19 protein-coding genes are annotated in these 24,649 nt (G+C 41.3%); all 19 read left to right on the top strand.

Annotated elements, in window-relative coordinates:
• Window positions 1-95: 95 nt before the first annotated feature.
• The 19 genes from pnp to yfmH all read left to right on the top strand — a co-directional run bounded on the left by pnp (window position 96) and on the right by yfmH (window position 24,647).
• Complete coding sequence (gene pnp, locus ASE42_RS09105) at window positions 96-2,213, top strand: polyribonucleotide nucleotidyltransferase (RefSeq protein WP_024424134.1); 2,118 nt, start codon at window positions 96-98, stop codon at window positions 2,211-2,213.
• A gap of 124 nt (window positions 2,214-2,337) precedes the next feature.
• Entirely contained in the window at window positions 2,338-3,291 is a 954-nt protein-coding gene (locus ASE42_RS09110) for a polysaccharide deacetylase family protein (RefSeq protein ID WP_056766474.1), read from the top strand.
• Between the two features lie 33 nt (window positions 3,292-3,324).
• Window positions 3,325-4,554, top strand: coding sequence for a M16 family metallopeptidase (locus ASE42_RS09115; RefSeq protein ID WP_056766477.1), 1,230 nt, complete (start codon window positions 3,325-3,327; stop codon window positions 4,552-4,554).
• A gap of 72 nt (window positions 4,555-4,626) precedes the next feature.
• Window positions 4,627-5,553, top strand: coding sequence for an aminoglycoside phosphotransferase family protein (locus ASE42_RS09120; protein ID WP_056766479.1), 927 nt, complete (start codon window positions 4,627-4,629; stop codon window positions 5,551-5,553).
• Between the two features lie 71 nt (window positions 5,554-5,624).
• Window positions 5,625-5,897, top strand: coding sequence for a YlmC/YmxH family sporulation protein (locus ASE42_RS09125; RefSeq protein WP_056766481.1), 273 nt, complete (start codon window positions 5,625-5,627; stop codon window positions 5,895-5,897).
• 122 nt (window positions 5,898-6,019) lie between these two features.
• Window positions 6,020-6,922 (top strand): dipicolinic acid synthetase subunit A, encoded by a 903-nt coding sequence (gene dpaA, locus ASE42_RS09130; RefSeq protein ID WP_041117424.1) that lies wholly within the window; start codon window positions 6,020-6,022, stop codon window positions 6,920-6,922.
• Window positions 6,919-7,512: a dipicolinate synthase subunit B gene (gene dpaB, locus ASE42_RS09135; RefSeq protein WP_024427009.1), complete on the top strand. Its 594-nt coding sequence runs from the start codon at window positions 6,919-6,921 to the stop codon at window positions 7,510-7,512. Before dpaA ends, dpaB begins: the two co-directional genes overlap by 4 nt.
• 139 nt (window positions 7,513-7,651) lie before the next feature.
• Window positions 7,652-8,671 (top strand): aspartate-semialdehyde dehydrogenase, encoded by a 1,020-nt coding sequence (gene asd / locus ASE42_RS09140; protein ID WP_024427010.1) that lies wholly within the window; start codon window positions 7,652-7,654, stop codon window positions 8,669-8,671.
• 92 nt (window positions 8,672-8,763) lie between these two features.
• A complete protein-coding gene (gene dapG / locus ASE42_RS09145; protein ID WP_056766484.1) occupies window positions 8,764-9,978 on the top strand; it encodes an aspartate kinase in 1,215 nt (404 codons plus the stop codon).
• 30 nt (window positions 9,979-10,008) lie between these two features.
• Window positions 10,009-10,875 carry a 4-hydroxy-tetrahydrodipicolinate synthase gene (dapA, locus tag ASE42_RS09150; protein ID WP_024427012.1) on the top strand — a complete coding sequence of 289 codons (867 nt, stop codon included), beginning with the start codon at window positions 10,009-10,011 and terminating at the stop codon, window positions 10,873-10,875.
• Between the two features lie 171 nt (window positions 10,876-11,046).
• A complete protein-coding gene (rnjB, locus tag ASE42_RS09155) occupies window positions 11,047-12,714 on the top strand; it encodes a ribonuclease J2 (RefSeq protein WP_056766486.1) in 1,668 nt (555 codons plus the stop codon).
• Window positions 12,715-12,833: 119 nt separating this feature from the next.
• On the top strand, window positions 12,834-13,562 hold the full coding sequence (locus ASE42_RS09160) for a ClpP family protease (protein ID WP_024424124.1): 729 nt from the start codon (window positions 12,834-12,836) through the stop codon (window positions 13,560-13,562).
• Window positions 13,559-13,795 (top strand): YlzJ-like family protein, encoded by a 237-nt coding sequence (locus ASE42_RS09165; protein ID WP_008344712.1) that lies wholly within the window; start codon window positions 13,559-13,561, stop codon window positions 13,793-13,795. Before ASE42_RS09160 ends, ASE42_RS09165 begins: the two co-directional genes overlap by 4 nt.
• A 110-nt stretch (window positions 13,796-13,905) precedes the next feature.
• The gene (locus tag ASE42_RS09170; RefSeq protein WP_056766489.1) at window positions 13,906-16,281 is read left to right on the top strand and encodes an FtsK/SpoIIIE family DNA translocase; all 2,376 of its coding nucleotides are present in this window, start codon (window positions 13,906-13,908) and stop codon (window positions 16,279-16,281) included.
• 164 nt (window positions 16,282-16,445) lie between these two features.
• Window positions 16,446-17,171, top strand: a complete 726-nt coding sequence (locus tag ASE42_RS09175; protein ID WP_024424122.1) for a GntR family transcriptional regulator — start codon at window positions 16,446-16,448, stop codon at window positions 17,169-17,171.
• 102 nt (window positions 17,172-17,273) lie between these two features.
• The gene (locus ASE42_RS09180) at window positions 17,274-18,503 is read left to right on the top strand and encodes an MFS transporter (RefSeq protein WP_224426564.1); all 1,230 of its coding nucleotides are present in this window, start codon (window positions 17,274-17,276) and stop codon (window positions 18,501-18,503) included.
• A 312-nt stretch (window positions 18,504-18,815) separates the two neighbouring features.
• A complete protein-coding gene (locus ASE42_RS09185) occupies window positions 18,816-21,932 on the top strand; it encodes an MMPL family transporter (RefSeq protein ID WP_056766491.1) in 3,117 nt (1,038 codons plus the stop codon).
• Window positions 21,933-22,077: 145 nt separating this feature from the next.
• Window positions 22,078-23,358 carry an EF-P 5-aminopentanol modification-associated protein YfmF gene (gene yfmF / locus ASE42_RS09190; protein WP_056766495.1) on the top strand — a complete coding sequence of 427 codons (1,281 nt, stop codon included), beginning with the start codon at window positions 22,078-22,080 and terminating at the stop codon, window positions 23,356-23,358.
• Complete coding sequence (gene yfmH / locus ASE42_RS09195) at window positions 23,355-24,647, top strand: EF-P 5-aminopentanol modification-associated protein YfmH (protein ID WP_025092606.1); 1,293 nt, start codon at window positions 23,355-23,357, stop codon at window positions 24,645-24,647. The genes yfmF and yfmH overlap by 4 nt, the downstream gene beginning before the upstream one ends.
• The last annotated feature ends 2 nt before the right edge of the window (window positions 24,648-24,649 follow it).

Consider the following 24,649-nt stretch of genomic DNA (forward strand, 5'->3'; position numbering starts at 1 on the left):
TTCTACATACAGCTTTCACATTGATATGTGAAAATCATTTTGTTCATAATAAGAACTAACTAAAATTTTACGATAAGAGAGGAGTTTATCTCAGAATGGGACAAGAGAAACATGTCTTCACCATAGACTGGGCTGGACGTCAACTGACAGTTGAAACTGGCCAGCTTGCAAAGCAAGCAAACGGAGCGGTCCTCGTACGCTACGGAGATACGGCTGTGCTTAGCTCAGCAACAGCTTCTAAAGAACCAAAACCACTTGATTTCTTCCCGCTCACTGTGAACTACGAAGAAAGACTATACGCAGTAGGTAAAATTCCTGGCGGCTTCATTAAAAGAGAAGGCCGTCCAAGTGAAAAGGCTATCCTTGCGAGCCGCTTAATTGACAGACCAATTCGTCCGCTGTTTGCAGATGGATTTAGAAACGAAGTACAAGTCATTAGTATCGTCATGAGTGTGGATCAAGATTGTTCATCTGAAATGGCTGCAATGTTTGGCTCATCTTTAGCTTTATGTGTGTCTGACATTCCATTTGAGGGACCAATCGCCGGCGTTACAGTAGGACGAGTGGATGGAAAGCTGATCATTAACCCAAATGTGGAGCAGCTTGAACAAAGTGACATCAATCTTGTGGTTGCCGGAACAAAAGATGCGATCAACATGGTAGAAGCTGGTGCTGATGAAGTACCAGAAGAGACAATGCTTGAAGCGATCATGTACGGTCACCAAGAGATCAAACGCTTAATCGAATTCCAAGAAGAAATTGTGAAGGCAGTCGGTAAAGAAAAAATCGATATTCCTTTATATGAAGTAGATCAAACGTTAGCAGACGAAGTAAAAGCACTTGCTGAAGCTGACCTGCTGAAAGCGATTCAAGTACATGAGAAGCATGCGCGTGAGGATGCGATCAGTGCTGTGAAAAAAGCTGTAGTTGAGAAGTTTGAAGCAGAAGAACGTGACGAAGCAACGATTAAACAAGCGAAAGATGTATTAAACAAGCTTGTCAAAAACGAAGTTCGCCGTCTGATCACTGAAGAGAAAGTACGTCCAGATGGACGCGGCGTAGATCAAATCCGTCCACTTTCTTCAGAAGTAGGACTTCTGCCAAGAACGCACGGTTCAGGCCTATTTACAAGAGGACAAACACAGGCGCTCAGTATTTGTACATTAGGTGCACTTGGCGATGTGCAAATTCTTGATGGTCTAGGTGTTGAAGAATCAAAACGCTTCATGCACCATTACAACTTCCCGCAATTCAGTGTTGGTGAGACAGGTCCAATGCGCGGTCCAGGCCGTCGTGAGATCGGACATGGTGCACTAGGTGAACGTGCACTAGAACCAGTCATTCCATCCGAAAAAGATTTCCCTTATACGGTTCGCCTCGTTTCAGAGGTATTAGAATCTAACGGATCTACTTCACAAGCAAGTATTTGCGCAAGTACACTTGCGATGATGGATGCGGGTGTTCCAATTAAAGCACCAGTTGCAGGGATTGCAATGGGACTTGTGAAATCTGGGGAATACTACACAGTGCTGACAGACATTCAAGGAATGGAAGATGCACTTGGAGATATGGACTTTAAAGTTGCAGGTACATCAAAAGGTGTCACAGCCCTTCAAATGGACATCAAAATCGATGGCTTGTCAAAAGACATCTTAGAAGAGGCTCTTCAACAAGCGAAAAAAGGAAGAATGGAAATCTTAGACAGCATGCTGTCAACGATTCCTGCTTCTAGAGGAGAATTGTCTCGTTATGCACCTAAAATCTTAACGATGACAATCAATCCTGATAAAATTCGCGATGTCATTGGACCAAGCGGTAAACAAATCAATAAAATTATTGAAGATACCGGTGTGAAAATCGATATTGAACAAGATGGTACAATCTTCATATCTTCTACAGAAGAAGATATGAACCAAAAAGCGAAGAAAATCATTGAAGATCTTGTGAGAGAAGTTGAAGTAGGACAGCTTTACTTAGGTAAAGTCAAACGCATTGAAAAATTCGGTGCCTTCCTTGAAATCTTCAGCGGAAAAGATGGACTTGTTCATATTTCTGAGCTTGCGCTTGAGCGTGTGGGCAAAGTAGAAGATGTCGTGAAACTTGGCGATGAATTACTTGTCAAAGTCACTGAAATCGATAAACAAGGCCGTGTGAACCTTTCTCGGAAAGCTGTTTTACGTGAAGAAAAGGAAAAAGAAGAAAAGCAGTCTTAATGAGATCAAATAAAATGTGTTAGAAGCCAGGTATCCGTGCCAGGCTTCTTTCTTTTCTTGCGCTAACAATAGTTCTAGCTTGTTTCTCCCCATCATAATTTGTGGTAAAGGGGAGGGACAACCATTGAAAAAAACATTACCATTCATTGTGTTTGTATTTTTACTGCTCGTGTCATATCAAACGATGAAGCAGCCGGCTGCTGTTACATATATTGAATCAATGAAAGAGCATGCCGAGGTTGCATCTGTTTCAAAAGATATTTTATTTCAGGAAATTGAATCGAAGTCTTCTGACTATGAAGTAAAGGCGCAAAATGCTAAGATTGATAAAGTGTGGAAAAAGATGCCTGGCTTAAATGGACAGACAGTTGATATCGATGCCTCTTATGAAAAAATGAAGAAACAGGGGTCATTCGATGAAAAGCTGCTTGTTTTTAATGAAACAAAACCATCTATTCATTTACATGAGCTTGGTGCAGAGCCCATTTATAAGGGACATCCAGATAAAAAAATGAATGCCTTCCTCATCAACGTAGCTTGGGGTGACGAGCATTTAATCAACATGTTAAAAACGCTGGAAAAGCATCAAGTCAAGGCGACCTTTTTCTTAGAAGGCAAATGGGTGAAAAAAAGCACAGAGCTTGCTAAAAAAATCGTGGCAGATGGTCATGAAATTGGAAATCATTCATACAATCACCCAGATATGCGCACACTGACAAGAGAACGAGCATTAGAGCAGATAACGAAAACAAATCGTCAAATTGAAGAATCCCTTGGGAAGAAACCAAAATGGTTTGCGCCTCCAAGCGGCAGCTTTAAAGAAGAAACAGTCAAGCTTGCCAAACAAGAAGGCATGGAAACCATTATGTGGACAGTAGACACCATCGATTGGCAAAAACCATCCCCGGCTATTTTACAAAAGCGGGTGCTTGGGAAAATTCACAATGGGGCGATGATATTAATGCATCCAACAGATGCAACAGCGAAAAGTCTTGACGCACTTATCACTCAAATCAAGGAAAGAGGATATGAATTAGGGACGGTTTCTGACCTCCTAAGTGAAAAAAGACATCCGTGATGCGATCTGTTTGTTGAATAGGAGGAGCAAAACTTGGTCAAAACGTATACATGCCAAAACGGAGTAAGAATTGTACTCGAAAACAATCCCACTGTAAGGTCTGTCGCAATTGGCGTTTGGATTGGCACAGGCTCTAGACATGAGACACCTGAAATTAATGGGATCTCACACTTTTTAGAGCATATGTTCTTTAAAGGGACAAAGACAAGATCTGCACGTGATATCGCAGAATCCTTTGACCGCATTGGTGGTCAAGTGAATGCCTTTACATCAAAAGAATACACTTGCTATTATGCGAAGGTGCTTGATTCACATGCTGGCTACGCCCTCGATGTATTAAGCGACATGTTCTTTCACTCAGCTTTTGATGAAGAAGAGCTGAAAAAAGAAAAAAATGTGGTGTACGAAGAAATTAAAATGTATGAGGATACTCCTGATGACATCGTTCATGATTTATTAAGCAAAGCCATTTATGGGGATCATTCATTAGGATATCCGATTTTAGGAACAGAGGAAACACTCTCTACCTTTAACGGAGACTCACTTAGAAAATATATGGATGAATTCTATACGCCGGACCGCGTCGTGATCTCTGTTGCAGGGAACGTAGATGAGACTTTTATTCATGAAGTTGAAAAGCTGTTCGGTTCTTATGAAGGAAAAGGGAAAAAGCAGCCTGTAGAAGCTCCAGCATTTCATTATGACAAGCTCACACGCAAAAAGGAAACGGAACAAGCGCACCTATGTCTGGGCTTTAATGGCCTTCCAGCTGGAGATAAGGGCATCTATGACTTAATCGTCTTAAATAATGTTCTTGGCGGAAGCATGAGCAGCCGATTATTCCAAGATGTAAGAGAGGACAAAGGACTTGCTTATTCCGTCTTCAGCTATCACAGTTCATTTGCAGATAATGGAATGCTGACGATTTACGGCGGAACTGGAGCGAAGCAGCTAAACCTGCTCTCTGAGACCATCTTACAAACATTAGACGTCTTAAAGCGTGAAGGAATCACGCAGAAAGAACTAGAGAACTCTAAGGAGCAAATGAAAGGCAACCTTATGCTCAGCCTTGAAAGCACAAACAGCAAAATGAGCCGAAACGGTAAAAATGAACTGCTCCTTGGCAAACATCGGACACTCGATGAAATTATTGATGAAATCAACAGCGTCACATTAGATGGCGTAAATAACTTATCTAAACGCATCTTTACAGAAGATTATGCGCTCTCGCTTATTAGTCCGACGGGTGATCAGCCATCATAATGTAAACAACACGGCAGACTCAAAAAAGTCTGCCGTTTTATTGTAGGTAAAGAAGAAAGGGGTTCTGCTTTCATGGAACATGAAAAGCTGAAACAGCTCTCTCCACTTCTGACACAAGCTATTTCTTTCCAAGCCATGACATCTGGTTTTTCGGGAGATCGCACCTTTTTGGTTACAATATCATCTAGTGAAAAGCTGGTGCTTAAGTTATCAGACATTCAAACGTATTCGCGCTATAAAAGAAAAGCATCATTTCAGCGGAATTTAAAAGATCGAGGGGTTCTTTGTTCTGAAGTGATTGAGATTGGAATGAGTGCTGAACTAAACTGTACCTATCGTATTTTCTCCTTTATCGAAGGCGAGAATGCTAGAGACTCCATCCATCTACTTACAAATGAAGAGCAGTATGAAATCGGGAGGCGGGCAGCCAGAGAGCTAAGTTTGATGCATACATGCCGTGCACCTTCTCATGTTCGTCCGTGGGATGAGAAAGTCATGGCAAAACATGAACGGTATGTACATGCCTATCAATCAAGTGGCGTGACGTTTTCCAAAGATCAGTTTGTATTAGATTTTATCAAGTCGAATGTTGATGCGGTAAAAGAGAGGCCTAACCAGTTCCAGCATGATGATTTTCATTTAGGGAATATCATCATACAAGGTAATCAATATGCCGGTGTGATTGATTTCGATCAATCCGACTGGGGCGACCCGGTTCATGACTTTTATAAATTGTCCTTATTTAGTCGAGAAAGCAGCATTCCGTTCTCAGCTGGACAACTGGATCAATACGTGAGTATGCAGTCCACAACAAACGATTTTTGGCTTCTTTTTTCCATCTATACAGCAATGAGCTGCTTTTCATCTATCATCTGGACGCTTTCCTATGATCCGGGACATGTAAAAGACATGGTGAAACGAGTGGAGAGAATGCTAAAAGATCATAATTGCTTTCATCAACTTAAGCCTGTTTGGTATACCAACTCACATTATACATAACTTGAAAAGAGCAGGACGGTCTATTTCTTCCTTTTGCTGCATATATGATACGGAAGGGAAGTGATGCGATTTTGAGGCTGAGTGAACTGTCAGGAAAAGAGATCGTCGATATTAAAAGAGCGGAGCGGCTTGGCGTGCTTGGACAAACCGACCTTGAAATCAATGAACAGGACGGTCAAATTACAGCACTCATTATACCTTCCGTAAAGTGGTTTGGCTTTCGAAAACAAGGAAATGACATCCGCGTCCCGTGGAATCACATTCAAAAAATAGGATCAGATATGATCATTCTCGATGTGCCTGAAGAACTTCAGCCGCACGGAGAAAAAGAGCACCCGAAATAATGGGTGCTCTTTTTCTTTTCTCTCTCTGATTCGTTCACAGGCTGAATCCTCTCCTCATATGCTGAAAGGGAGATTCAGAAAATATTACAGACTTTTTTAAATAAAGAAGGTGAACGGTCAGTATGTTGAGCGGTTTAACAGTTGCGGTGATCGGGGGAGATGCAAGGCAGCTTGAAATTATTCGCAAGTTGTCACAGCAGCATGCCAAAGTATTTTTAGTTGGATTTGACCAGCTGGATCATGGATTTATTGGTGCTGAAAAGCTGAAAATGTCTGAACTTCCATTCGAACAAGTAGACAGTATGATCCTGCCAGTATCTGGGACAACGGATGAAGGCGCTGTTGCTACCGTTTTTTCAAACGAGCAGGTCTTGCTGGAAGCTAAATATTTAGAAAGAACCCCTGCCCATTGTATCTTGTACTCAGGTATTTCAAATACGTACTTAGACAATCTGGCAAAGCAGGTGAACCGGAAGCTTGTGAAGCTGTTTGAGCGAGATGATATTGCCATATATAACTCTATTCCAACAGTTGAAGGAATTATCATGATGGCCATTCAGCAAACGGACTATACGATTCACGGGTCTCATGTCGCTGTTCTCGGACTTGGAAGAACAGGACTCACCATTGCCCGCACATTTCGGGCACTAGGGGCAGACGTAAAAGTAGGGGCGGCAGACACAGCACATTTAGCGCGGGCATTTGAGATGGGGCTTCATCCATTTTCAATGGACCAGTTAAAAGAGGAAGTAACGGATGTTGATATTATCATCAATACCATTCCAAGTCTTGTATTAGATTCATCTGTCATCGTCAGCATGACACCAAAGACACTCATTTTGGATATCGCCTCACGCCCAGGCGGAACAGACTTTGACTTTGCACAAAAGCACGGAGTGAAGGCACTTCTTGCACCAGGACTCCCGGGGATTGTTGCACCAAAGACAGCAGGACAAATCATTGCAAAAGTGCTTTCCGGGCTTTTATGTGAACTTGCGGAGGAAAAAAGGGGGATGGAATCATGACAACATTAAAAGGGAAAAGAATCGGCTTTGGTTTAACAGGTTCCCACTGTACGTATGAGGCTGTTTTTCCGCAAATCGAAGCGCTTGTAAAAGAAGGGGCAGAGGTGCGTCCAGTGGTGTCGTACACGGTGCAGAGCACGAATACGAGATTTGGAGATGGAGCCGAGTGGATCGAGCGGATTGAGAAGCTGACTGGATTTCAAGCGATTGACTCAATCGTGAAAGCAGAGCCGCTCGGGCCTAAGCTGCCGCTTGATTGTATGGTCATTGCTCCTTTAACTGGAAACTCGATGGCGAAATTTGCAAATGCCATGACAGACAGTCCTGTTTTAATGGCTGCTAAAGCAACTATACGGAATCATCGACCTGTCGTTTTAGGTATCTCAACAAATGATGCGTTAGGTTTAAATGGTACAAATCTGATGAGGCTCATGTCAACAAAAAATATTTTCTTTATTCCGTTTGGTCAGGATGATCCATTCAAAAAACCGACCTCTATGGTCGCGAACATGGATCTGCTATCTCAAACAGTAGAAGAGGCACTCCAGCATAGACAAATTCAACCAATTTTAATTGGACCAAACGAATAATAGATTCACTAGAAAATCATGAAAGATTCAAAAAAGATGCTTCAAGCCTTGCTTTTCTATGGTAAAATAAAATGTAAAAAGTCATAGGATGGCCATCCGAAAGAAAAGAATTATGGATGGGTCGGAAGGAGTTTTACTGATGGGAAGAGGATTGCATGTAGCTGTAGTTGGAGCGACTGGAGCTGTCGGTCAACAAATGTTAAAAACACTAGCTGACAGAGATTTTGAAATGGATACACTTACTCTACTATCCTCAAAACGTTCTGCTGGAACAAAAGTGACATTCAGAGGTCAAGAGTACACTGTTCAGGAAGCAACACCTGAAAGCTTTGAAGGAGTGAACATTGCATTATTCAGTGCTGGAGGAAATGTTTCTAAAGCGCTGGCTCCTGAAGCAGTCAAACGAGGTGCGATTGTTGTTGACAACACAAGTGCTTTTCGTATGGACGAAAACATCCCTCTTGTCGTACCAGAGGTAAACGAAAAAGATTTGCATGATCATCAAGGGATCATTGCAAACCCTAACTGTTCAACGATTCAAATGGTAGCGGCATTAGAACCGCTTCGTCAGGCGTATGGAATGAAAAAAGTCATTGTCTCTACGTATCAAGCAGTATCAGGTGCGGGACATGAAGCCATTGACGAACTATACAGTCAATCACAAGCCATTTTAAATAAAGAAGATGTAACACCAGAAGTCATGCCTTATCAAATTGCATTTAATGCAATCCCGCAAATTGATAAATTCCAAGACAACGGTTATACATTCGAAGAAATGAAAATGATCAACGAAACGAAAAAAATCATGCATATGCCTGAGCTGGAAGTAGCGGCAACATGTGTGAGACTTCCAATTGAAACAGGTCATTCAGAATCTGTCTACGTCGAACTAGAATCCAATGATGCAACAGTGGAAGATCTCAAATCAATTCTAAAAGATGCACCAGGAATTACGCTGCAAGATGATCCGTCTCAGCAAATTTATCCAATGCCTGCAGATGCTGTTGGGAAAAACGACGTATTTGTCGGCCGCATTCGGAAAGATTTGGACCGTCCAAACGGGTTCCATATGTGGATTGTATCTGATAACCTGCTTAAAGGCGCTGCATGGAACTCAGTTCAAATTGCAGAAAGCTTAAAAGCATTAAAATTAGTTTAACATTCAATGGATGATGAGGACGAACAGAAGAGAGTTAGGCATCTTTCGCCTGCTCTCTTCTGTTACGTCAGAATGAACTTGGAGTGAAAACAGTGAAAATAATTGTCCAAAAATTTGGCGGTACATCTGTCAAAGATGATCAAGGTAGAAAAAGGGCACTTGCACATATCTTATCTGCAAAAGAGAAAGGCTATAAGTCGGTTGTTGTCGTTTCTGCAATGGGACGAAAAGGTGATCCTTATGCGACAGATACGTTGCTTGGTCTGCTTTACGGCAGCGCGCAGCATATGACAAACAGAGAAAAAGACTTGCTTGTTTCCTGCGGAGAGAATATCTCAGCTGTTGTGTTTTCAAGTATGCTGAATGAAAACGGTCTAAAGGCTGTAGCGATGACTGGAGCTCAGGCGGGCTTTGTGACAGATAAGGAGCATACAAGTGCGAAAATAATTGACATGAAATGCGAACGTCTGGAAGCAGCACTGTTTGAACATGATGTTGTCGTTGTCGCTGGGTTCCAGGGAGCTGCGAAAAATGGAGACGTGACAACAATCGGACGAGGTGGCAGTGATACGTCCGCAGCTGCTTTAGGCGCTGCATTGCAGGCAGACTTTATTGATATTTTTACAGATGTAGAAGGCGTTATGACAGCAGATCCCCGTATTGTTGAAAATGCAAAACCGCTGAGAGTCGTGACATATACGGAAATTTGCAACCTCGCATATCAAGGGGCAAAAGTCATTCACCCGCGAGCTGTCGAAATTGCGATGCAGGCAAAAGTACCAATGAGGGTCCGTTCAACATACTCTGATGATGAGGGCACACTCGTTACATCACACTACTCAGATAAAATGAGCCATGATGTGTACGACCGCCTCATTACGGGTATTGCACATGTCAATGATGTGACGCAAATCAAAGTCCCTGCAAAAGAAGGACAGTACAGCGTACAAACAGAGGTCTTCAAAGCAATGGCAAACGCACAAATCAGTGTCGACTTCTTCAACATCACACCGAGTGAAATTGTGTATACAGTGACAGGTGCAATGACTGAAAAGGCAACGTCGATCCTAAAAGATCTTGGCTATACACCAATTGTGACAACAAATTGTGCAAAAGTATCAGCTGTTGGCGCAGGCATTATGGGTGTACCAGGTGTCACATCGAAAATTGTAACGGCTCTATCCGAGCAAAACATTCCGATTTTACAATCGGCTGACAGTCATACGACCATTTGGGTGTTAGTGAACGAAGAAAACATGAGAGCGGCTGTCAATGCCCTGCATGAAGTGTTTGAACTTTCAAGATAAATGTGATTGAATCATGATGAGGTGAAAAAAATGAATTTCGGAAATATCGCAACAGCTATGATTACACCTTTTGATAAAAAGGGCAACATCGATTTCCAAAAGCTATCAATTCTCATTGATTACTTATTAAAAAACGGCAGTGACTCCTTAGTCGTTGCAGGGACAACAGGCGAATCGCCAACTTTATCGAATGAAGAAAAAGTCGCTCTTTTTCAGCAATCGGTCAAATTAGCAAATGGTCGTTGTAAAATCATTGCAGGAACAGGCAGTAATAATACAAATGCGTCTATCAAACTAACGAAAAAAGCAGAAGAAGCGGGCGTTGATGCAGTGATGCTTGTCGTACCTTATTACAACAAGCCATCACAGGAAGGCATGTATGCACACTTTAAAGCCATTGCCGAGTCTACATCTCTTCCTGTCATGCTTTACAATGTACCAGGAAGAACGGCAGCTTCATTAGCACCAGAAACAACGATTAAGCTTGCGCAAATACCTAACATTGTTGCCATTAAAGAAGCAAGCGGCGATCTTGATGCTATGACAAAAATCATTGCAGAGACGCCAGAAGATTTCGACGTATATTCAGGGGACGACAGCTTAACACTTCCAGCTGTATCTGTTGGTGCAAAAGGAGTTGTCTCGGTTGCGTCTCATATCGTAGGACTGGATATGCAGCAAATGTTGAAAAGCTATGCTTCAGGCCAGACAGCGAATGCAGCATTGATCCATCAAAAGCTGCTTCCAATCATGAAACAGCTTTTCTCAGCGCCAAATCCAACACCTGTCAAAACAGCCCTTCAGCTGAAAGGACTAGACGTTGGATCTGTTCGTCTGCCGCTTTTGCCTTTGTCAGAAGAAGAGAGACTGGATTTAAGCAGCGTTTTAAACAGCTGATCAAAACAAAAGATTTCGTAAGCGGTCATTCTCAGATGTCCCTGAGTATGACCGTTTTTTATACATAAACACTTTCTTAAAATGTGACTTCATCTTGTTTTCTAAAATTAGATTCAGTTATAATAGCATTAAGCGATGATGGACGGGCTTGAGACTAGGAGGATAAGAATTTTGAAAAAGAAAAATACAGAGAACGTAAGAATTATTGCACTCGGAGGCGTTGGAGAAATCGGAAAAAACCTATATGTCATTGAGATTGATTCGGACATATATGTAGTAGATGCAGGTTTAATGCATCCAGAAAATGAAATGCTGGGCATTGACGTCGTCATTCCTGATATCTCTTATTTAACAGAGCGTGCTGATCGGGTGAAAGCAATTTTTCTTACCCACGGACATGATGAAGCAATCGGAGGCGTATTCCATTGCTTGAGCAAATTGTCTGTACCAGTCTACGGAACGAAGCTGACCCTTGCGTTACTTCGAGAAAAATTAAAGCAGTATGGCTTCAATCAAAAAGCTGATTTGCGTGAGGTACATGCAAAATCAGTTATTACTTTTGAAACAACAAAAGTATCGTTCTTTAGAACGAATCACAGCATTCCTGATTCAGTTGGGATCAGCTTCAAAACCTCTCTTGGTTCAATCGTATGCACAGGTGATTTTAAATTTGATCAAACCCCAGCGCTTAACCAAGCCTGTGACATCGGAGAGATTGCGAAAATTGGAAACAATGGCGTTTTAGCACTACTTTCAGACAGTGCAAATGCTGAAAAACCAGGCTATACACCTTCTGAGGCGCTCGTCCAAGACGAAATCTCAAATGCGATGTACAATGCTGAAAATCGTGTGATTGTTGCTGTGTCTTCATCTAATATTAACCGCGTGCAGCAGATCATTAATGCAACAAATCAAAATGGCCGTAAGCTTGCCGTTGCAGGGAAGAATATGATGACAACCCTTCAGCTGGCGATCAAGCTTGGTTATGTTACAGCAGACGAAGAATTATTTGTACCCGTTCAAGAAGTGAAGAAAATGGCGAAAAACGACGTGGTCATCCTGACCGCTGGAAGCCACGGAGAGCCGCTTGCTGCTTTAACAAAAATGGCGAAGCAAAATCACAAACAGCTTCATATTGAAAAAGATGACACGGTTGTGATTGCATCTACACCTCTTCCTGGACAAGAACTCACATACTCTAAAACAGTGGATTTCCTTACAAGAAGCGGAGCACAAGTCATTTTTGCGCAAAAACGTGTGCATGTATCTGGACATGGCTGCCAAGAAGAGTTAAAGCTAATGCTGAACTTACTAAAACCGAAGTATTTAATTCCGGTGAATGGCGAATATCGTATGCAAAAAGCACATTCTCGTATTGCTGAAGAAGTAGGTATGAAACGCAGTGACATTTTCTTGATTGATAAAGGAGATGTTGTTGAGTTTAGAGGACAGAACGTCAAAATCGGTGAAAAAGTTCACCAAGGAAACATTTTGATCGATGGTCTTGGCGTTGGTGATATCGGAAACATCGTGTTACGCGATAGACGCCTTTTGTCTCAAGACGGCATCTTGATTGTTGTCATTACGCTCGATAAACAAAAGAAACAATTAATTTCTGGACCTGAAATCATCACAAGAGGATTTGTCTATGTAAGAGAATCCGAAGAGCTTATTGTGAAAGCAACAGAAATGGTCAAAGAGATTGTCAAAGAGCAAACGGAGAACTCAGTTGTTGAATGGTCAACATTGAAACAATCCATGCGCGATGTGCTAAATCAATTCCTATATGAAAAAACAAAACGTAAGCCGATGATCATTCCAATTATTATGGAAGTGTGATGATAAAGCCCAAGGAGCATAAGCTCTTTGGGCTTTTTTGATGTGGCATGAGGAATGCGGATGGAATATGCCCTATTTGTTCATAATAGGAGAAGAGTTTGAGGAAAGGATGGAGACAAATGGACGAAAAGAATGAACAGCAGCCTGAGCGAAAGCCAGAAGAAAAAGACAGCATTATGAGCAAAATACAGCAGCTTGGTGAAACAGCCGTTCCGCAGCTGCCGCAAGATACAAATATCCATTGCCTCACCATTATTGGACAAATTGAAGGCCATATGCAGCTTCCACCGCAAAATAAAACAACCAAATACGAACATGTTATTCCACAAATTGTAGCCGTTGAACAAAACCCTAAAATAGAAGGTCTTTTGATCATCTTAAATACAGTAGGAGGAGATGTTGAAGCGGGACTTGCGATTGCAGAAATGCTTGCTTCTTTATCAAAGCCAACTGTCTCGATTGTGCTTGGCGGCGGCCACTCGATAGGTGTCCCGATTGCTGTATCGTGTGACTATTCGTATATTGCAGAAACAGCTACGATGACCATTCATCCTGTGCGATTAACAGGTCTTGTGATTGGCGTTCCGCAAACCTTTGAATACTTAGATAAAATGCAGGAAAGAGTCATTAACTTTGTCACAAGCCACTCCAACATTACAGAAGAGAAGTTTAAAGAGCTCATGTTCTCAAAAGGCAATTTGACAAGAGACATCGGAACAAATGTCGTTGGTCATGAGGCAGCAGAATACGGACTCATGAATGAAGTGGGCGGTGTAGGACAAGCGATTAAAAAGTTGAATGAACTTATCGGAGACAGGGCATCTCAAAACGAGGGGCTGATCCAATGATTTTATATACGCCTATGCCATATGAAGCCATTTACGCTGAGGAACAGGGAGAACGCAAGCTCCAGCAGGTAAACATTCAGGGTGTGCCAGTGATGGTAGAAATGAAAGAAGATGAAGCAGAAATCGTTCAAGTCATGAGTACCAATCCAATGGATTTTCTCAATCAAGAGCTTGCACCAGGCAAGCGATTGAAGTTACATTTAGGCACCAATCAAACCGACTCATATGAATGATTCTATGCTATAATAAAGGGAAAACTTACAACAAGATGCAGCCAAAACCAGGCTGCTTTCTTTCTGATCTTTCGGTAGGTTATATTTTCTTTCGTAGTAAGGTGATGAGTATGGCTAAAAAGAGAAAACGGAAAACGAGAAAAAAACAAAATAAACAGCTAAAACTGAAATATGAATTAAATGGGTTAGTCTGTATTGCCATAGCGATCATTGCCATTTTACAGCTGGGCGTTGTTGGACAAACCTTTGTACATCTATTCCGATTCTTTGCAGGTGAATGGTTCATTCTCTGCCTTATCGGATTATTTCTTTTTGGTGTGACGATTTTCTGGAAAAAACAAATCCCAGATATTTTAACAAGAAGAAAAGCAGGTCTCTACTGCATCATTGCGAGTATCTTGCTTTTGTCACATGTGAAGCTCTTTCAGCATCTTTCATCTGCTGGCGTCATTGGCTCTCAAAGTGTGATTAGAAATACATTTGAGCTTTTCTTGATGGATATGAAAGGTGAAACAGGATCGCCTGATTTAGGGGGCGGCATGATCGGTGCCGTATTGTTTGCTGCTTCTTATTTCTTATTTGCGCAAGCAGGTTCGCAAATCATGGCGATTGTTCTGATGCTGATTGGAATTGTCCTGATTACAAACCGATCCCTTCAGGAAATGGTGAAAAAAGTGACGATTCCTCTATCACAATTTATGGTGAAGCAGTGGAAAGCGTTTGTTGAAGATATGAAAGGGATCAGGCAGGCGAAAAAGAGCGCGTCCTCTCAGAAAACAGGTGAAAAGAAAAAACGTTCACGCATCCAAGAAGAAGAAGACGATGATGATCTGATCTTGATCGAAGAGGAAACCCCGTCTTCTGATAATAGCCAGCCGATTATTTCAAGCTTTGCAGACAGAGATGACATTCTCACCCCGACGGTTCAAAAAAAGCAGGCGGCAAAAGAGACAGCGCCTCTTCAGGACTCTGTGCAAAGTGCACCAGTTCAATCAGATACAGCCGATGAACCAAAAGAGGCACCGCCGATGACATTTACAGAACTTGAAAACAAAGATTACGAATTGCCGTCACTTGATATTTTGGCAGAGCCCCAGCATTCAGGTCAGCAAACAGATAAGAAAAATATTTATGAAAATGCCAGAAAACTTGAAAAAACATTTCAAAGCTTTGGTGTGAAAGCAAAAGTCACACAGGTTCATTTAGGTCCAGCTGTGACCAAATATGAAGTATATCCAGATGTCGGCGTGAAGGTCAGTAAAATCGTCAATCTAAGTGATGATTTAGCCCTCGCCCTTGCAGCAAAGGACATACGAATTGAGGCGCCGATTCCTGGTAAATCAGCCATCGGCATCGAAGTTCCGAATGCAGAAATTGCTATGGTTTCACTAAAAGAGGTATTAGAATCGAAGCAAAATGACCGTCCAAATGCCAAGCTCCTCATTGGACTCGGCCGTAATATCTCGGGTGAAGCTGTGCTTGCTGAAATGAACAAAATGCCGCATTTGCTTGTAGCAGGTTCGACTGGAAGCGGAAAAAGTGTGTGTATCAATGGTATTATCACAAGCATTCTCATGAGAGCGAAGCCTCATGAAGTGAAAATGATGATGATTGATCCGAAAATGGTTGAATTAAATGTGTATAACGGTATTCCGCACCTTTTGGCTCCTGTCGTAACTGACCCTAAGAAAGCCTCGCAGGCACTAAAAAAAGTAGTCAGCGAAATGGAACGCCGATATGAATTGTTTTCGCATACGGGGACAAGAAATATTGAAGGATACAATGATTACATTAAACGTATGAATCAAACAGAAGATGCTAAACAGCCAGAGCTTCCTTATATTGTTGTCATTGTAGACGAGCTTGCAGATTTAATGATGGTCGCTTCCTCTGATGTGGAAGATTCCATTACAAGACTTTCTCAAATGGCACGTGCTGCGGGAATTCATTTGATTATCGCCACACAAAGACCTTCTGTCGATGTCATTACAGGTGTCATTAAGGCCAACATCCCGTCCCGCATTGCCTTTAGCGTATCCTCTCAAACAGATTCAAGGACGATCCTTGATATGGGAGGCGCAGAAAAGCTGCTGGGCAGAGGGGACATGCTGTTTTTACCTGTTGGTGCAAACAAGCCGGTTCGTGTGCAAGGCGCCTTTTTATCAGATGAAGAAGTGGAACATGTTGTTGATCACGTGATTACACAGCAAAAAGCACAATACCAAGAGGAAATGATTCCGAGCGAAGAAACGCAGGATCAGCTTGCGGCTGTGGAAGATGATCTGTATGATGAAGCAGTTGAATTGATCATCGGCATGCAGACGGCTTCTGTTTCTATGCTGCAAAGAAGATTTCGCATCGGTTATACCCGGGCGGCACGTCTCATTGACGCAATGGAAGAGCGAGGCGTGGTAGGCCCATATGAAGGAAGTAAACCGAGAGAAGTTCTTCTCTCAAAAGAACAATATGACGAGCTCTCTTCATAAATTGAAGAGAGCTTTCCTGAAAAATAGTAAACGATAGTATGATTATGTTAACTGGATGTCAGACTATTTATTTATTTGCAAAAACATGATATAGTTATGTTCAACTTATCTCGGAATAGAGATTTCTCATCTTATCATTTGCATTGATTAGACGGAGGGAAAACATGTCGACCAAAACAGACAATCGCCATTTATATTTGAAAGTGATTGACCGTATTAAAGAAGATATTCAAACAGGTGTATATGCCGAAAAAGAAAAGCTGCCTTCTGAGTTTGAGCTCTCAAAACTTTTAGGTGTGAGCAGAGCGACACTGCGTGAGGCCCTTCGTATATTAGAAGAAGAGAAGTATTTAATTAGAAGGCATGGGGTAGGGACTTTCGTCAATTCAAGACCACTTTTTTCGACAGGCATAGAACAGCTGACAAGTGTCACGAAAATGATTGAGCAGGTCAATATGACGCCTGGCACCATCTTTTTATCCTCGCAAGAAGGGGAGCCAACAGAGAATGATGTCATTCGTTTTCAGTGTGATAAATCTGATGGGATTTTTTCAATGGAACGTGTTCGAACGGCAGATGGGCAGCCAGTTGTTTATTGTTTAGATAAAATTCCGGTCAAACATCTTCCCGCTTCTTTTACACATGAAGAAGAGTCTCTTTTTGAGCTGTTTGGAAGAGAACCGCACAGCGGGATTAAATATGCAGTTGCTGACATTGAACCAATTGGCTACCACGATCAGGTCTCACCGATTCTAGATTGTGACCCTGAAACGGCGTTATTATTACTGAAACAAATGCACTATGATCAGGATGATCAGCCGGTCTTATACTCCCTCAATTATTTTCGAGCGGATAAATTCAGCTTTCATGTCATACGCAAACGATTTTAATAAGCAGTCGCTTCCATAGGCGGCTGCTTTTTGTTTGCCCATACATAATACTCGTTAAACTTGCCACACTAATACGTAACAGTATATAGAATTGGGTGAATGATGTTGGGCGAGAAAACAGTCAGTAAAAAGAATATCATTGCATTATCATCAGTCCCTCTAATCATGACACTAGGGAACTCGATGTTAATACCAGTATTGCCAGAGATAGAAAAGAAACTCTCGATTACTTCCTTTCAAGTCTCTCTCATTATTACGGTATATTCGGTTGTAGCCATCTTATGTATTCCAATCGCCGGTTACTTATCAGACCGGATTGGGCGGAAAAAGGTACTGCTGCCGTGTCTTTTAATCGCCGGACTTGGAGGAGCTGTGGCAGCAGTCGCCTCAACGATCATGAAAGAACCTTATATGTGGATTCTGTTTGGAAGGGTCCTTCAAGGGATTGGTTCAGCTGGAGCCGCACCTGTCGTTATGCCGTTTATTGGAGATTTGTTTCATGATGATGAAGAGGTCAGTGCAGGACTTGGCGCCATTGAAACCTCTAATACAGCAGGTAAGGTACTAAGCCCTATTATTGGGGCACTTCTTGCTTCATGGTTTTGGTTTGTGCCGTTTTGGTTCATCCCGTTCTTTTCGATCATTAGCTTTCTCATGGTACTGTTCATGGTAGAGTCGTCGAAAAAAGAGGAGGACCCGCCTACATTTAAAGAATTTTTAAAATCAACAAAGACCATTTTTAAGCATGAGGGACGCTGGCTTTATGCCATTTTTGCTATTGGCGGTTTTATTATGTTTCTTCTTTTTGGTGTGCTTTTTTACCTATCCGATAACCTAGAGGCGGCTTATCAAATAAAGGGCGTCAAAAAAGGGCTCCTGCTGAGTATTCCGCTCCTTTTTCTATCAATCAGTTCCTACATTGCTGGAAAAACGATTGGAAAAGAAAAAGGAAAAATGAGAATCTTTTTAATTGTAGGGATGGCTTTGTTATCACTTTCTTATATTTTTTTATGGTGGAATCACAGCTTTTACGTATTGTTTATCTGTTTAAGCATTGGCGGAGTGGGCATCGGTATTGTGCTGCCTGCACTTGATGCGCTGATTACAGAAGGAATTGAAAAAGAGCAGTGCGGTACCATTACGTCATTTTATAGCAGTATGCGTTTTATAGGTGTTGCTTTAGGACCTCCGATTTTTGCCTATCTAATGGATAAAGGGGACTCCATTGTTTTTATTCTCTCGACCATTTGCAGTCTCATCTCTCTATTTTTGGTCCTCTTTTTCATCCAGCCAGATGAAGAGGATGAGACTGAACAATTAAAAACGGTTTAAATATAGAAAAAAGATGGTATTTTGCCATCTTTTTTCTTTTTTATAAATTGACATGTAAAATTTTGATAGTTAAACTAATGTATAGTAATATCTTTTAAACTATCCCAAATTGGAGGTGTTCAAAAACATTCATTTTCTGTCTTTCTTTAGGCAGAAATTGAGCTCGCAGTGCTGATGATGGAGATATGCTTCTTCAACACGAAAGGACAATTGAATAGGTCATCCTGCCATTTGAAGGAGACGCAGTCAGCACTTCAGACACGCTCAAATACAGCAAATTGATTGAAGAACTAGAAGGAGCTTGAAGCAGCTATGTTGCAAATAATTAAAGCAAGATGGATTGTATTAGTGGTGTGGATGATAACAGCTGTGATTCTGTTTATTACTGCGCCCGATTTAGAGGAATTAACAAGAGAAAAAGGGCAATTAAAGGTTCCGGAGGGGACACCAACAGCTGAGGCACTTCACCTATTGGATAAGCTGTCAGATAAGAACGGGAAAAAAGATACAGGTGTGCTTGTATTCTCCGAACAACATCTGTTCCCTGCGAAAGAGCAGGAATTAAAAAAGGCTTTAGCTGCACTCATGTCAAATGCCCCAGAACTCCACATTGACGGAATTACTTCGTATTTTCATGTAGATCCGGACATTCAAAAACAACTTTTATCAAAGGATAAAAGTACACTTCTTGTTCCATTCAAATTCGACCACTACGAAACAAAAGCTGTGAAGATTAAAGAACAAATTGAGGATGTTTTAAAGCCCTATCATGTCTCATATGAAATAACGGGTCAAAAGTTTGTGGATTCAGATGTCATTCAAAGCTCTCAACAAGGTCTGAAGAAAACTGAACTTATCACGATGATTTTTATTTTCTTTATTTTAATCATAGTTTTCAGATCGATATTGGCACCTGTTGTTCCGCTCATTACGATAGGCATTTCTTACGCTGTCAGCCGGTGTATTGTGGCTTTTCTCGTAGAATATACACAATTTCCTCTATCTAATTTTACTCAGATTTTTATGGTAGCCATTATGTTCGGTATCGGAACGGATTATTGCATCCTGCTGTTAAGCCGTTTTAAAGAGGAGATCGGTCAAGGCCGTGATGTCAAAGAGTCGATTATCGTCACATATCGATGTGCAGGGAAAACGGTATTTTTCAGCGGCTTAGCCGTGTTAGTCGGCTTCTCAAGTATTGGCTTTGCTAAATTCCAATTGTATCAATCAGCCGTTAGTGTTGCCGTTGGAGTAGGCATTCTGCTGATTGCCCTTGTCACCATCGTTCCCTTTTTTATGTCTGTTTTCGGAAAATCTCTATTCTGGCCATCTAAAAGAGAAAACATTCGGCACCCGCAAAGTAAAATGTGGGAATGGGCTGGGCGTTTTTCATTTAAAAGACCGCTCATCAGCTTAGGGTTAGTCGCTCTTATTACGGTGCCTCCTATTCTTATGTACGACGGCACCCTGTCTTATAACAGTTTAAATGAAATTGGGAATAAGTATGAGTCGGTGTCTGCATTTAATACGATATCAGAGCAATTTGGTTTTGGTGAAGCGCTGCCGCTGAATGTGCTTGTCGAAAATGATGATAAGCTGGATAATCAAGAAAAGATTGTCATGATTGAAAAACTGACTCGTAAATTAAATGACATTGACGAAGTCAAAACAGTCCGCAGTGTCACGCGTCCTGTTGGGGACGGGCTGAGCCAGCTTTATGTCACCTCTCAAGCCAAAGAGCTTGGAGGAGAACTCGGCAAAGGCCATGAAGGAATCGGGAAAATTTCAGATGGCTTGACCGAAACAAATCTCGCCCTTCTCAAACAAAAACCAAAAATTGAAGAATCCGCTCAAGGCATTGACCAGCTGATTGATGGAACAAAAGCAATCAAAAGCGGTATCGGAGAAGTGAGGGAATCCCTAATCTCTTTAGAAGATGGGGTGAGACGCAGTAAGGAAGGCGTCGGCACCATTCGAAGTAAAATCAAAAAAGCGAAAAAAGAATTAGAGCAAGAATATCGCAGCAGCGAAACGATGATTCAAGAGCTAGAGCGAGTGGTGAATACACTTGAACGCCATGCGAAATCGAATCAGCAGCTGATGACAACCATTAAGAAAGTAAAGGCATCCTATGAAAATCTATCATTTGAAGCACTAGAAAATCGTCTTCCAGAAGTAAAAGACATGGATGAATATAAAGAAATCAAGAAGGTATTCAAAGAAACAAAAGGAATGCTTGATCAAGCAGGGGATCAAATGAGTGTATATGAAGAGGAAGCCGCTCACTTTAAGCAAAAGATCAAGCAGGCAGATCAAGTGATTCAAACCTTATCAAGCAAGCAGAAAGAAGTAAAACGCCAAGTGCAAGCGCTCATGGATGGGCTTGATCAAATTTATGACGGCCTTGATCAAACAAATGAGGGCCAAAAACAATTGATTAAAGAAATGCCTAAAATCGAAGATGGTGCAGATCAGCTGACAGACGGCCAAAAAGCCATCAAAAAAGGATTTAGCCAGCTTTCATCGAAACTTACGTTATTAACAGATGGATTAGATGAAAGTATTGAAGGGCTTGAGCAGGTCAAAAGCGGCTTCACCGAGGCTGACGGCTACTTAAAGCAGCTTCAGCAAGCGCCAGATGAAGAAGTAACGGGCTGGTTTATTCCAGAAGAAGTGCTGAAACGCCAAGAATTTAAGCAAATCTTTCATACGTATATGTCTCCAGATCGGAAATTAACGACTTTTGAAGTCATCTTAAATGTGAATCCATACAGCAATGAAGCGATGAAAGGTGTCGCGAAAATTGAGGAAACCCTTGATCAATATTTACCTGTAAGTGGACTCAAAAATGCCAAATACGGTGTATCTGGTATCTCAAGCTTAAATGTGGACTTAAAAGAAACGTCTGACGGTGACTTTATTCGAACTGTTATCTTCATGTTAATTGGTATTTTTATTATTTTAATTATTTTATTACGGTCAATCGTCATGCCGATATACTTAACACTTTCACTGATTTTAACGTATTTTACATCAATCGGGTTAACAGAATGGATCTTTAAAACATTTTTTGGCTACGATGGTGTCAGCTGGGCTGTTCCATTTTTCAGCTTTGTCATTCTTGTGACGCTCGGCATCGATTATTCTATCTTCCTCATGGATCGTTTTAATGAATGGAAGGGAGAGCATGTACAAGCATCGATGATATCAGCGATGAGAAATATGGGTTCTGTTATTATTTCTGCAGTGGCCATTTTAGCAGGTACGTTCGCTGCTATGCTGCCATCAGGAGTATTATCGCTTGTTGAAATTGCAACAGTCGTACTCATTGGACTTTTATTATATGCTTTTGTTGTATTGCCCCTCTTTATTCCGGTCATGGTTCGTATTTTTGGTAAATGGAATTGGTGGCCGTTTAGAATGAAATAACGACTGGCGTCTCTGCTATGAGCAGAGGCGTTTTTATTTCCTATCCTTTCCTCTGATTGATATAATGTCTATTAAATGGCTGTTTCACGTATATATCAGCTATGTTCTAATACATAATAAATAGGATGAACAAAGGAGGTTTCTCATGACGTACTTACAAGAGAAGACACTGGACACACCGGGTCTTCATACTCATATTGTCAAAACAGAAAAATTTAAAACCGTGACAATCCTTTTTAAAATGCTTGCACCGCTATCCAAAGATGACGTCACCATGCGTTCTCTTTTCCCGCATGTGCTGTTAAGAGGAACAGAAAAGATGCCGAAAACAGGAGCACTGCGTGCCTATTTTGATGAGCTCTATGGAGCAACCGTTTCGGCAGACATGGCGAAAAAAGGTGAGAATCATATCATTACCTTTCGCCTAGAAATGGCGAATGAAAAATATTTAAAGGATCAAACCCCTTTACTAGAAAAAGGGATTGCCTTACTATCTGACCTATTATTCCACCCGTATGTTGAAGAAGGGGTGTTTAGTCAATTATATGTAGATCAAGAAAAACGCACATTAAAACAGCGAATTCAGGCAGTTTATGATGACAAAATGCGTTATTCGAACTTAAGACTCGTGCAGGAAATGTGTAAAGGTGAACCATATGCACTGCACGTCAATGGTGAAATGGAAGACATTGACGCAATTACAGCTCACTCGCTCTTTGAAGCTTATGAGCATGCGCTTCAATCAAACCAGCTTGATCTTTATGTTGTCGGAGATGTTGACGAACAAGACATTAGCCGTATGGTTTCCCAATACTTTAAAACAAGTGAAAGAGAACCAGTCAAAAAGCAGACTAAATCAGCAAGAGCTCAAAATGAACCAAAAGAAGTCATTGATGAAGAGGACGTAAAACAAGGCAAGCTGAATATCGGCTTTCGCACACATACAACGATTGCAGATAAAGATTATCCGGCACTGCATTTGTTTAATGGCATATTCGGCGGTTTCTCGCATTCTAAGCTATTCATTAATGTTCGGGAAAAGGCAAGTCTTGCTTACTACGCTGTGTCTAGACTTGAGAGCTTTAAAGGCTTGATGATGGTCATGTCAGGAATTGAAGTCGGCAACTACCAGCAGGCAGTGGACATCATCAAAGAACAATTTGAAGCGATGCAAAAAGGTGATTTTTCAGATGAAGCAATGGATCAAACAAAAGCAGTCGTCAAAAACCAGCTACTTGAAACGATCGATACGTCATATGGAACAGCAGAATATTTGTATCAGCATGCCGTTGTGCCAACTGGGGAAACCCTTGATTCCTTTTTAGAAGCATTAGACCGAGTGACAAAAGAGGACATCATCAAAGTGGGTCAGAAAATCGAATGGGATACGACCTATTTTCTTAAAGGAACGGAGGGTGCTTCATGACAGTGAAAACAATTCAATTCGATCAGCTGCAAGAAACGGTCTATCACGAAAAAATGGAAAGCGGACTTGACGTCTATGTGCTGCCAAAGCAAGGGTTTAACAAAACCTATGCGACCTTTACAACAAAATATGGCTCTGTCGATAACGAATTTGTGCCGCTTGGAAAAGAAGACATGATTCGAGTGCCTGACGGAATTGCCCATTTCTTAGAGCATAAGCTGTTTGAAAAAGAAGATGGAGACGTGTTTCATACATTTAGTAAACAGGGAGCATCCGCAAACGCTTTTACAACGTTTACGAGAACGGCTTATTTATTCTCAAGCACCTCAAATGTCGAACAAAACCTTGAGACACTCATTGATTTTGTTCAAGAGCCTTATTTTACTGAAAAAACAGTCGAAAAAGAAAAGGGCATCATTGGTCAAGAAATTAACATGTATGATGACAATCCGGACTGGCGTTTATTCTTTGGTCTGATTGAAAATTTATATCAAGAGCATCCTGTGAGAATAGATATTGCTGGAACAGTAGAGAGCATTGCCCCTATTACAAAAGATCATTTGTATGAATGTTATGAAACGTTCTATCATCCGAGCAATATGCTTCTATTCGTCGTCGGGCCTGTTGATCCGAAGCAAATTTTAGATCAAGTCAGAGCGAATCAGGCGAAAAAGCCATTTACAGACCAGCCAGAGATCAAAAGAAAAGACATCAATGAGCCTGAAGGTGTGTACCGGAAAGAATACGAACTTCCAATGAACGTACAAGGCTCTAAATGTATGTTCGGTTTGAAAACAAAGAATCCGCATAAAAAAGGAAATCAGCTGCTAAAGCATGAGCTTGGGATGAACCTCATTTTAGAGACGCTGTTTGGCAAAAGCTCCTTACAATATGAACAGATGTATGAAAAAGGCTTAATTGATGAAACATTCAGCTACGATTATACAGAAGAGGGCGGCTTTGGCTTCACTTCAGTTGGTGGGGATACAAATGATCCTGATCAACTTGCAAAGGTATTAAAAGAAACCCTTCTTCAAGCAAAAAGCCTCATGACAGAAGAGAAAATTGAACTCGCGCGCAAGAAAAAAATCGGCAGCTTTTTAAAAGCCATGAATTCTCCAGAATATATTGCGAACCAATTTACTCGATATGCATTCTTAGACATGAGCTTATTTGATGTCGTCACAATGCTGGAACAAATTCAATTAGCTGATATTCAGCAAATTTTAGATGAAGAAATTGATGAAGAACGGATGTCTGTTTTCAAAGTCGTCCCAAAAACAAAATAAAT

Origin of the sequence: Bacillus sp. Root920, from assembly GCF_001429445.1 — a bacterium.
In the GTDB taxonomy this organism is placed as follows: domain Bacteria; phylum Bacillota; class Bacilli; order Bacillales; family Bacillaceae; genus Bacillus; species Bacillus safensis.

What these genes read in the sequence shown, in the direction of transcription:
- dpaA (WP_041117424.1), top strand. Translation starts at nt 6,020, where the DNA reads ATGTTGAGCGGTTTAACAGTTGCGGTGATCGGGGGAGATGCAAGGCAG.
- pnp (WP_024424134.1), top strand. Translation starts at nt 96, where the DNA reads ATGGGACAAGAGAAACATGTCTTCACCATAGACTGGGCTGGACGTCAA.
- dpaB (WP_024427009.1), top strand. Translation starts at nt 6,919, where the DNA reads ATGACAACATTAAAAGGGAAAAGAATCGGCTTTGGTTTAACAGGTTCC.
- ASE42_RS09185 (WP_056766491.1), top strand. Translation starts at nt 18,816, where the DNA reads ATGTTGCAAATAATTAAAGCAAGATGGATTGTATTAGTGGTGTGGATG.
- yfmF (WP_056766495.1), top strand. Translation starts at nt 22,078, where the DNA reads ATGACGTACTTACAAGAGAAGACACTGGACACACCGGGTCTTCATACT.
- yfmH (WP_025092606.1), top strand. Translation starts at nt 23,355, where the DNA reads ATGACAGTGAAAACAATTCAATTCGATCAGCTGCAAGAAACGGTCTAT.
- ASE42_RS09180 (WP_224426564.1), top strand. Translation starts at nt 17,274, where the DNA reads ATGTTGGGCGAGAAAACAGTCAGTAAAAAGAATATCATTGCATTATCA.
- ASE42_RS09120 (WP_056766479.1), top strand. Translation starts at nt 4,627, where the DNA reads ATGGAACATGAAAAGCTGAAACAGCTCTCTCCACTTCTGACACAAGCT.
- asd (WP_024427010.1), top strand. Translation starts at nt 7,652, where the DNA reads ATGGGAAGAGGATTGCATGTAGCTGTAGTTGGAGCGACTGGAGCTGTC.
- ASE42_RS09160 (WP_024424124.1), top strand. Translation starts at nt 12,834, where the DNA reads ATGGACGAAAAGAATGAACAGCAGCCTGAGCGAAAGCCAGAAGAAAAA.
- ASE42_RS09165 (WP_008344712.1), top strand. Translation starts at nt 13,559, where the DNA reads ATGATTTTATATACGCCTATGCCATATGAAGCCATTTACGCTGAGGAA.
- dapA (WP_024427012.1), top strand. Translation starts at nt 10,009, where the DNA reads ATGAATTTCGGAAATATCGCAACAGCTATGATTACACCTTTTGATAAA.
- ASE42_RS09175 (WP_024424122.1), top strand. Translation starts at nt 16,446, where the DNA reads ATGTCGACCAAAACAGACAATCGCCATTTATATTTGAAAGTGATTGAC.
- ASE42_RS09170 (WP_056766489.1), top strand. Translation starts at nt 13,906, where the DNA reads ATGGCTAAAAAGAGAAAACGGAAAACGAGAAAAAAACAAAATAAACAG.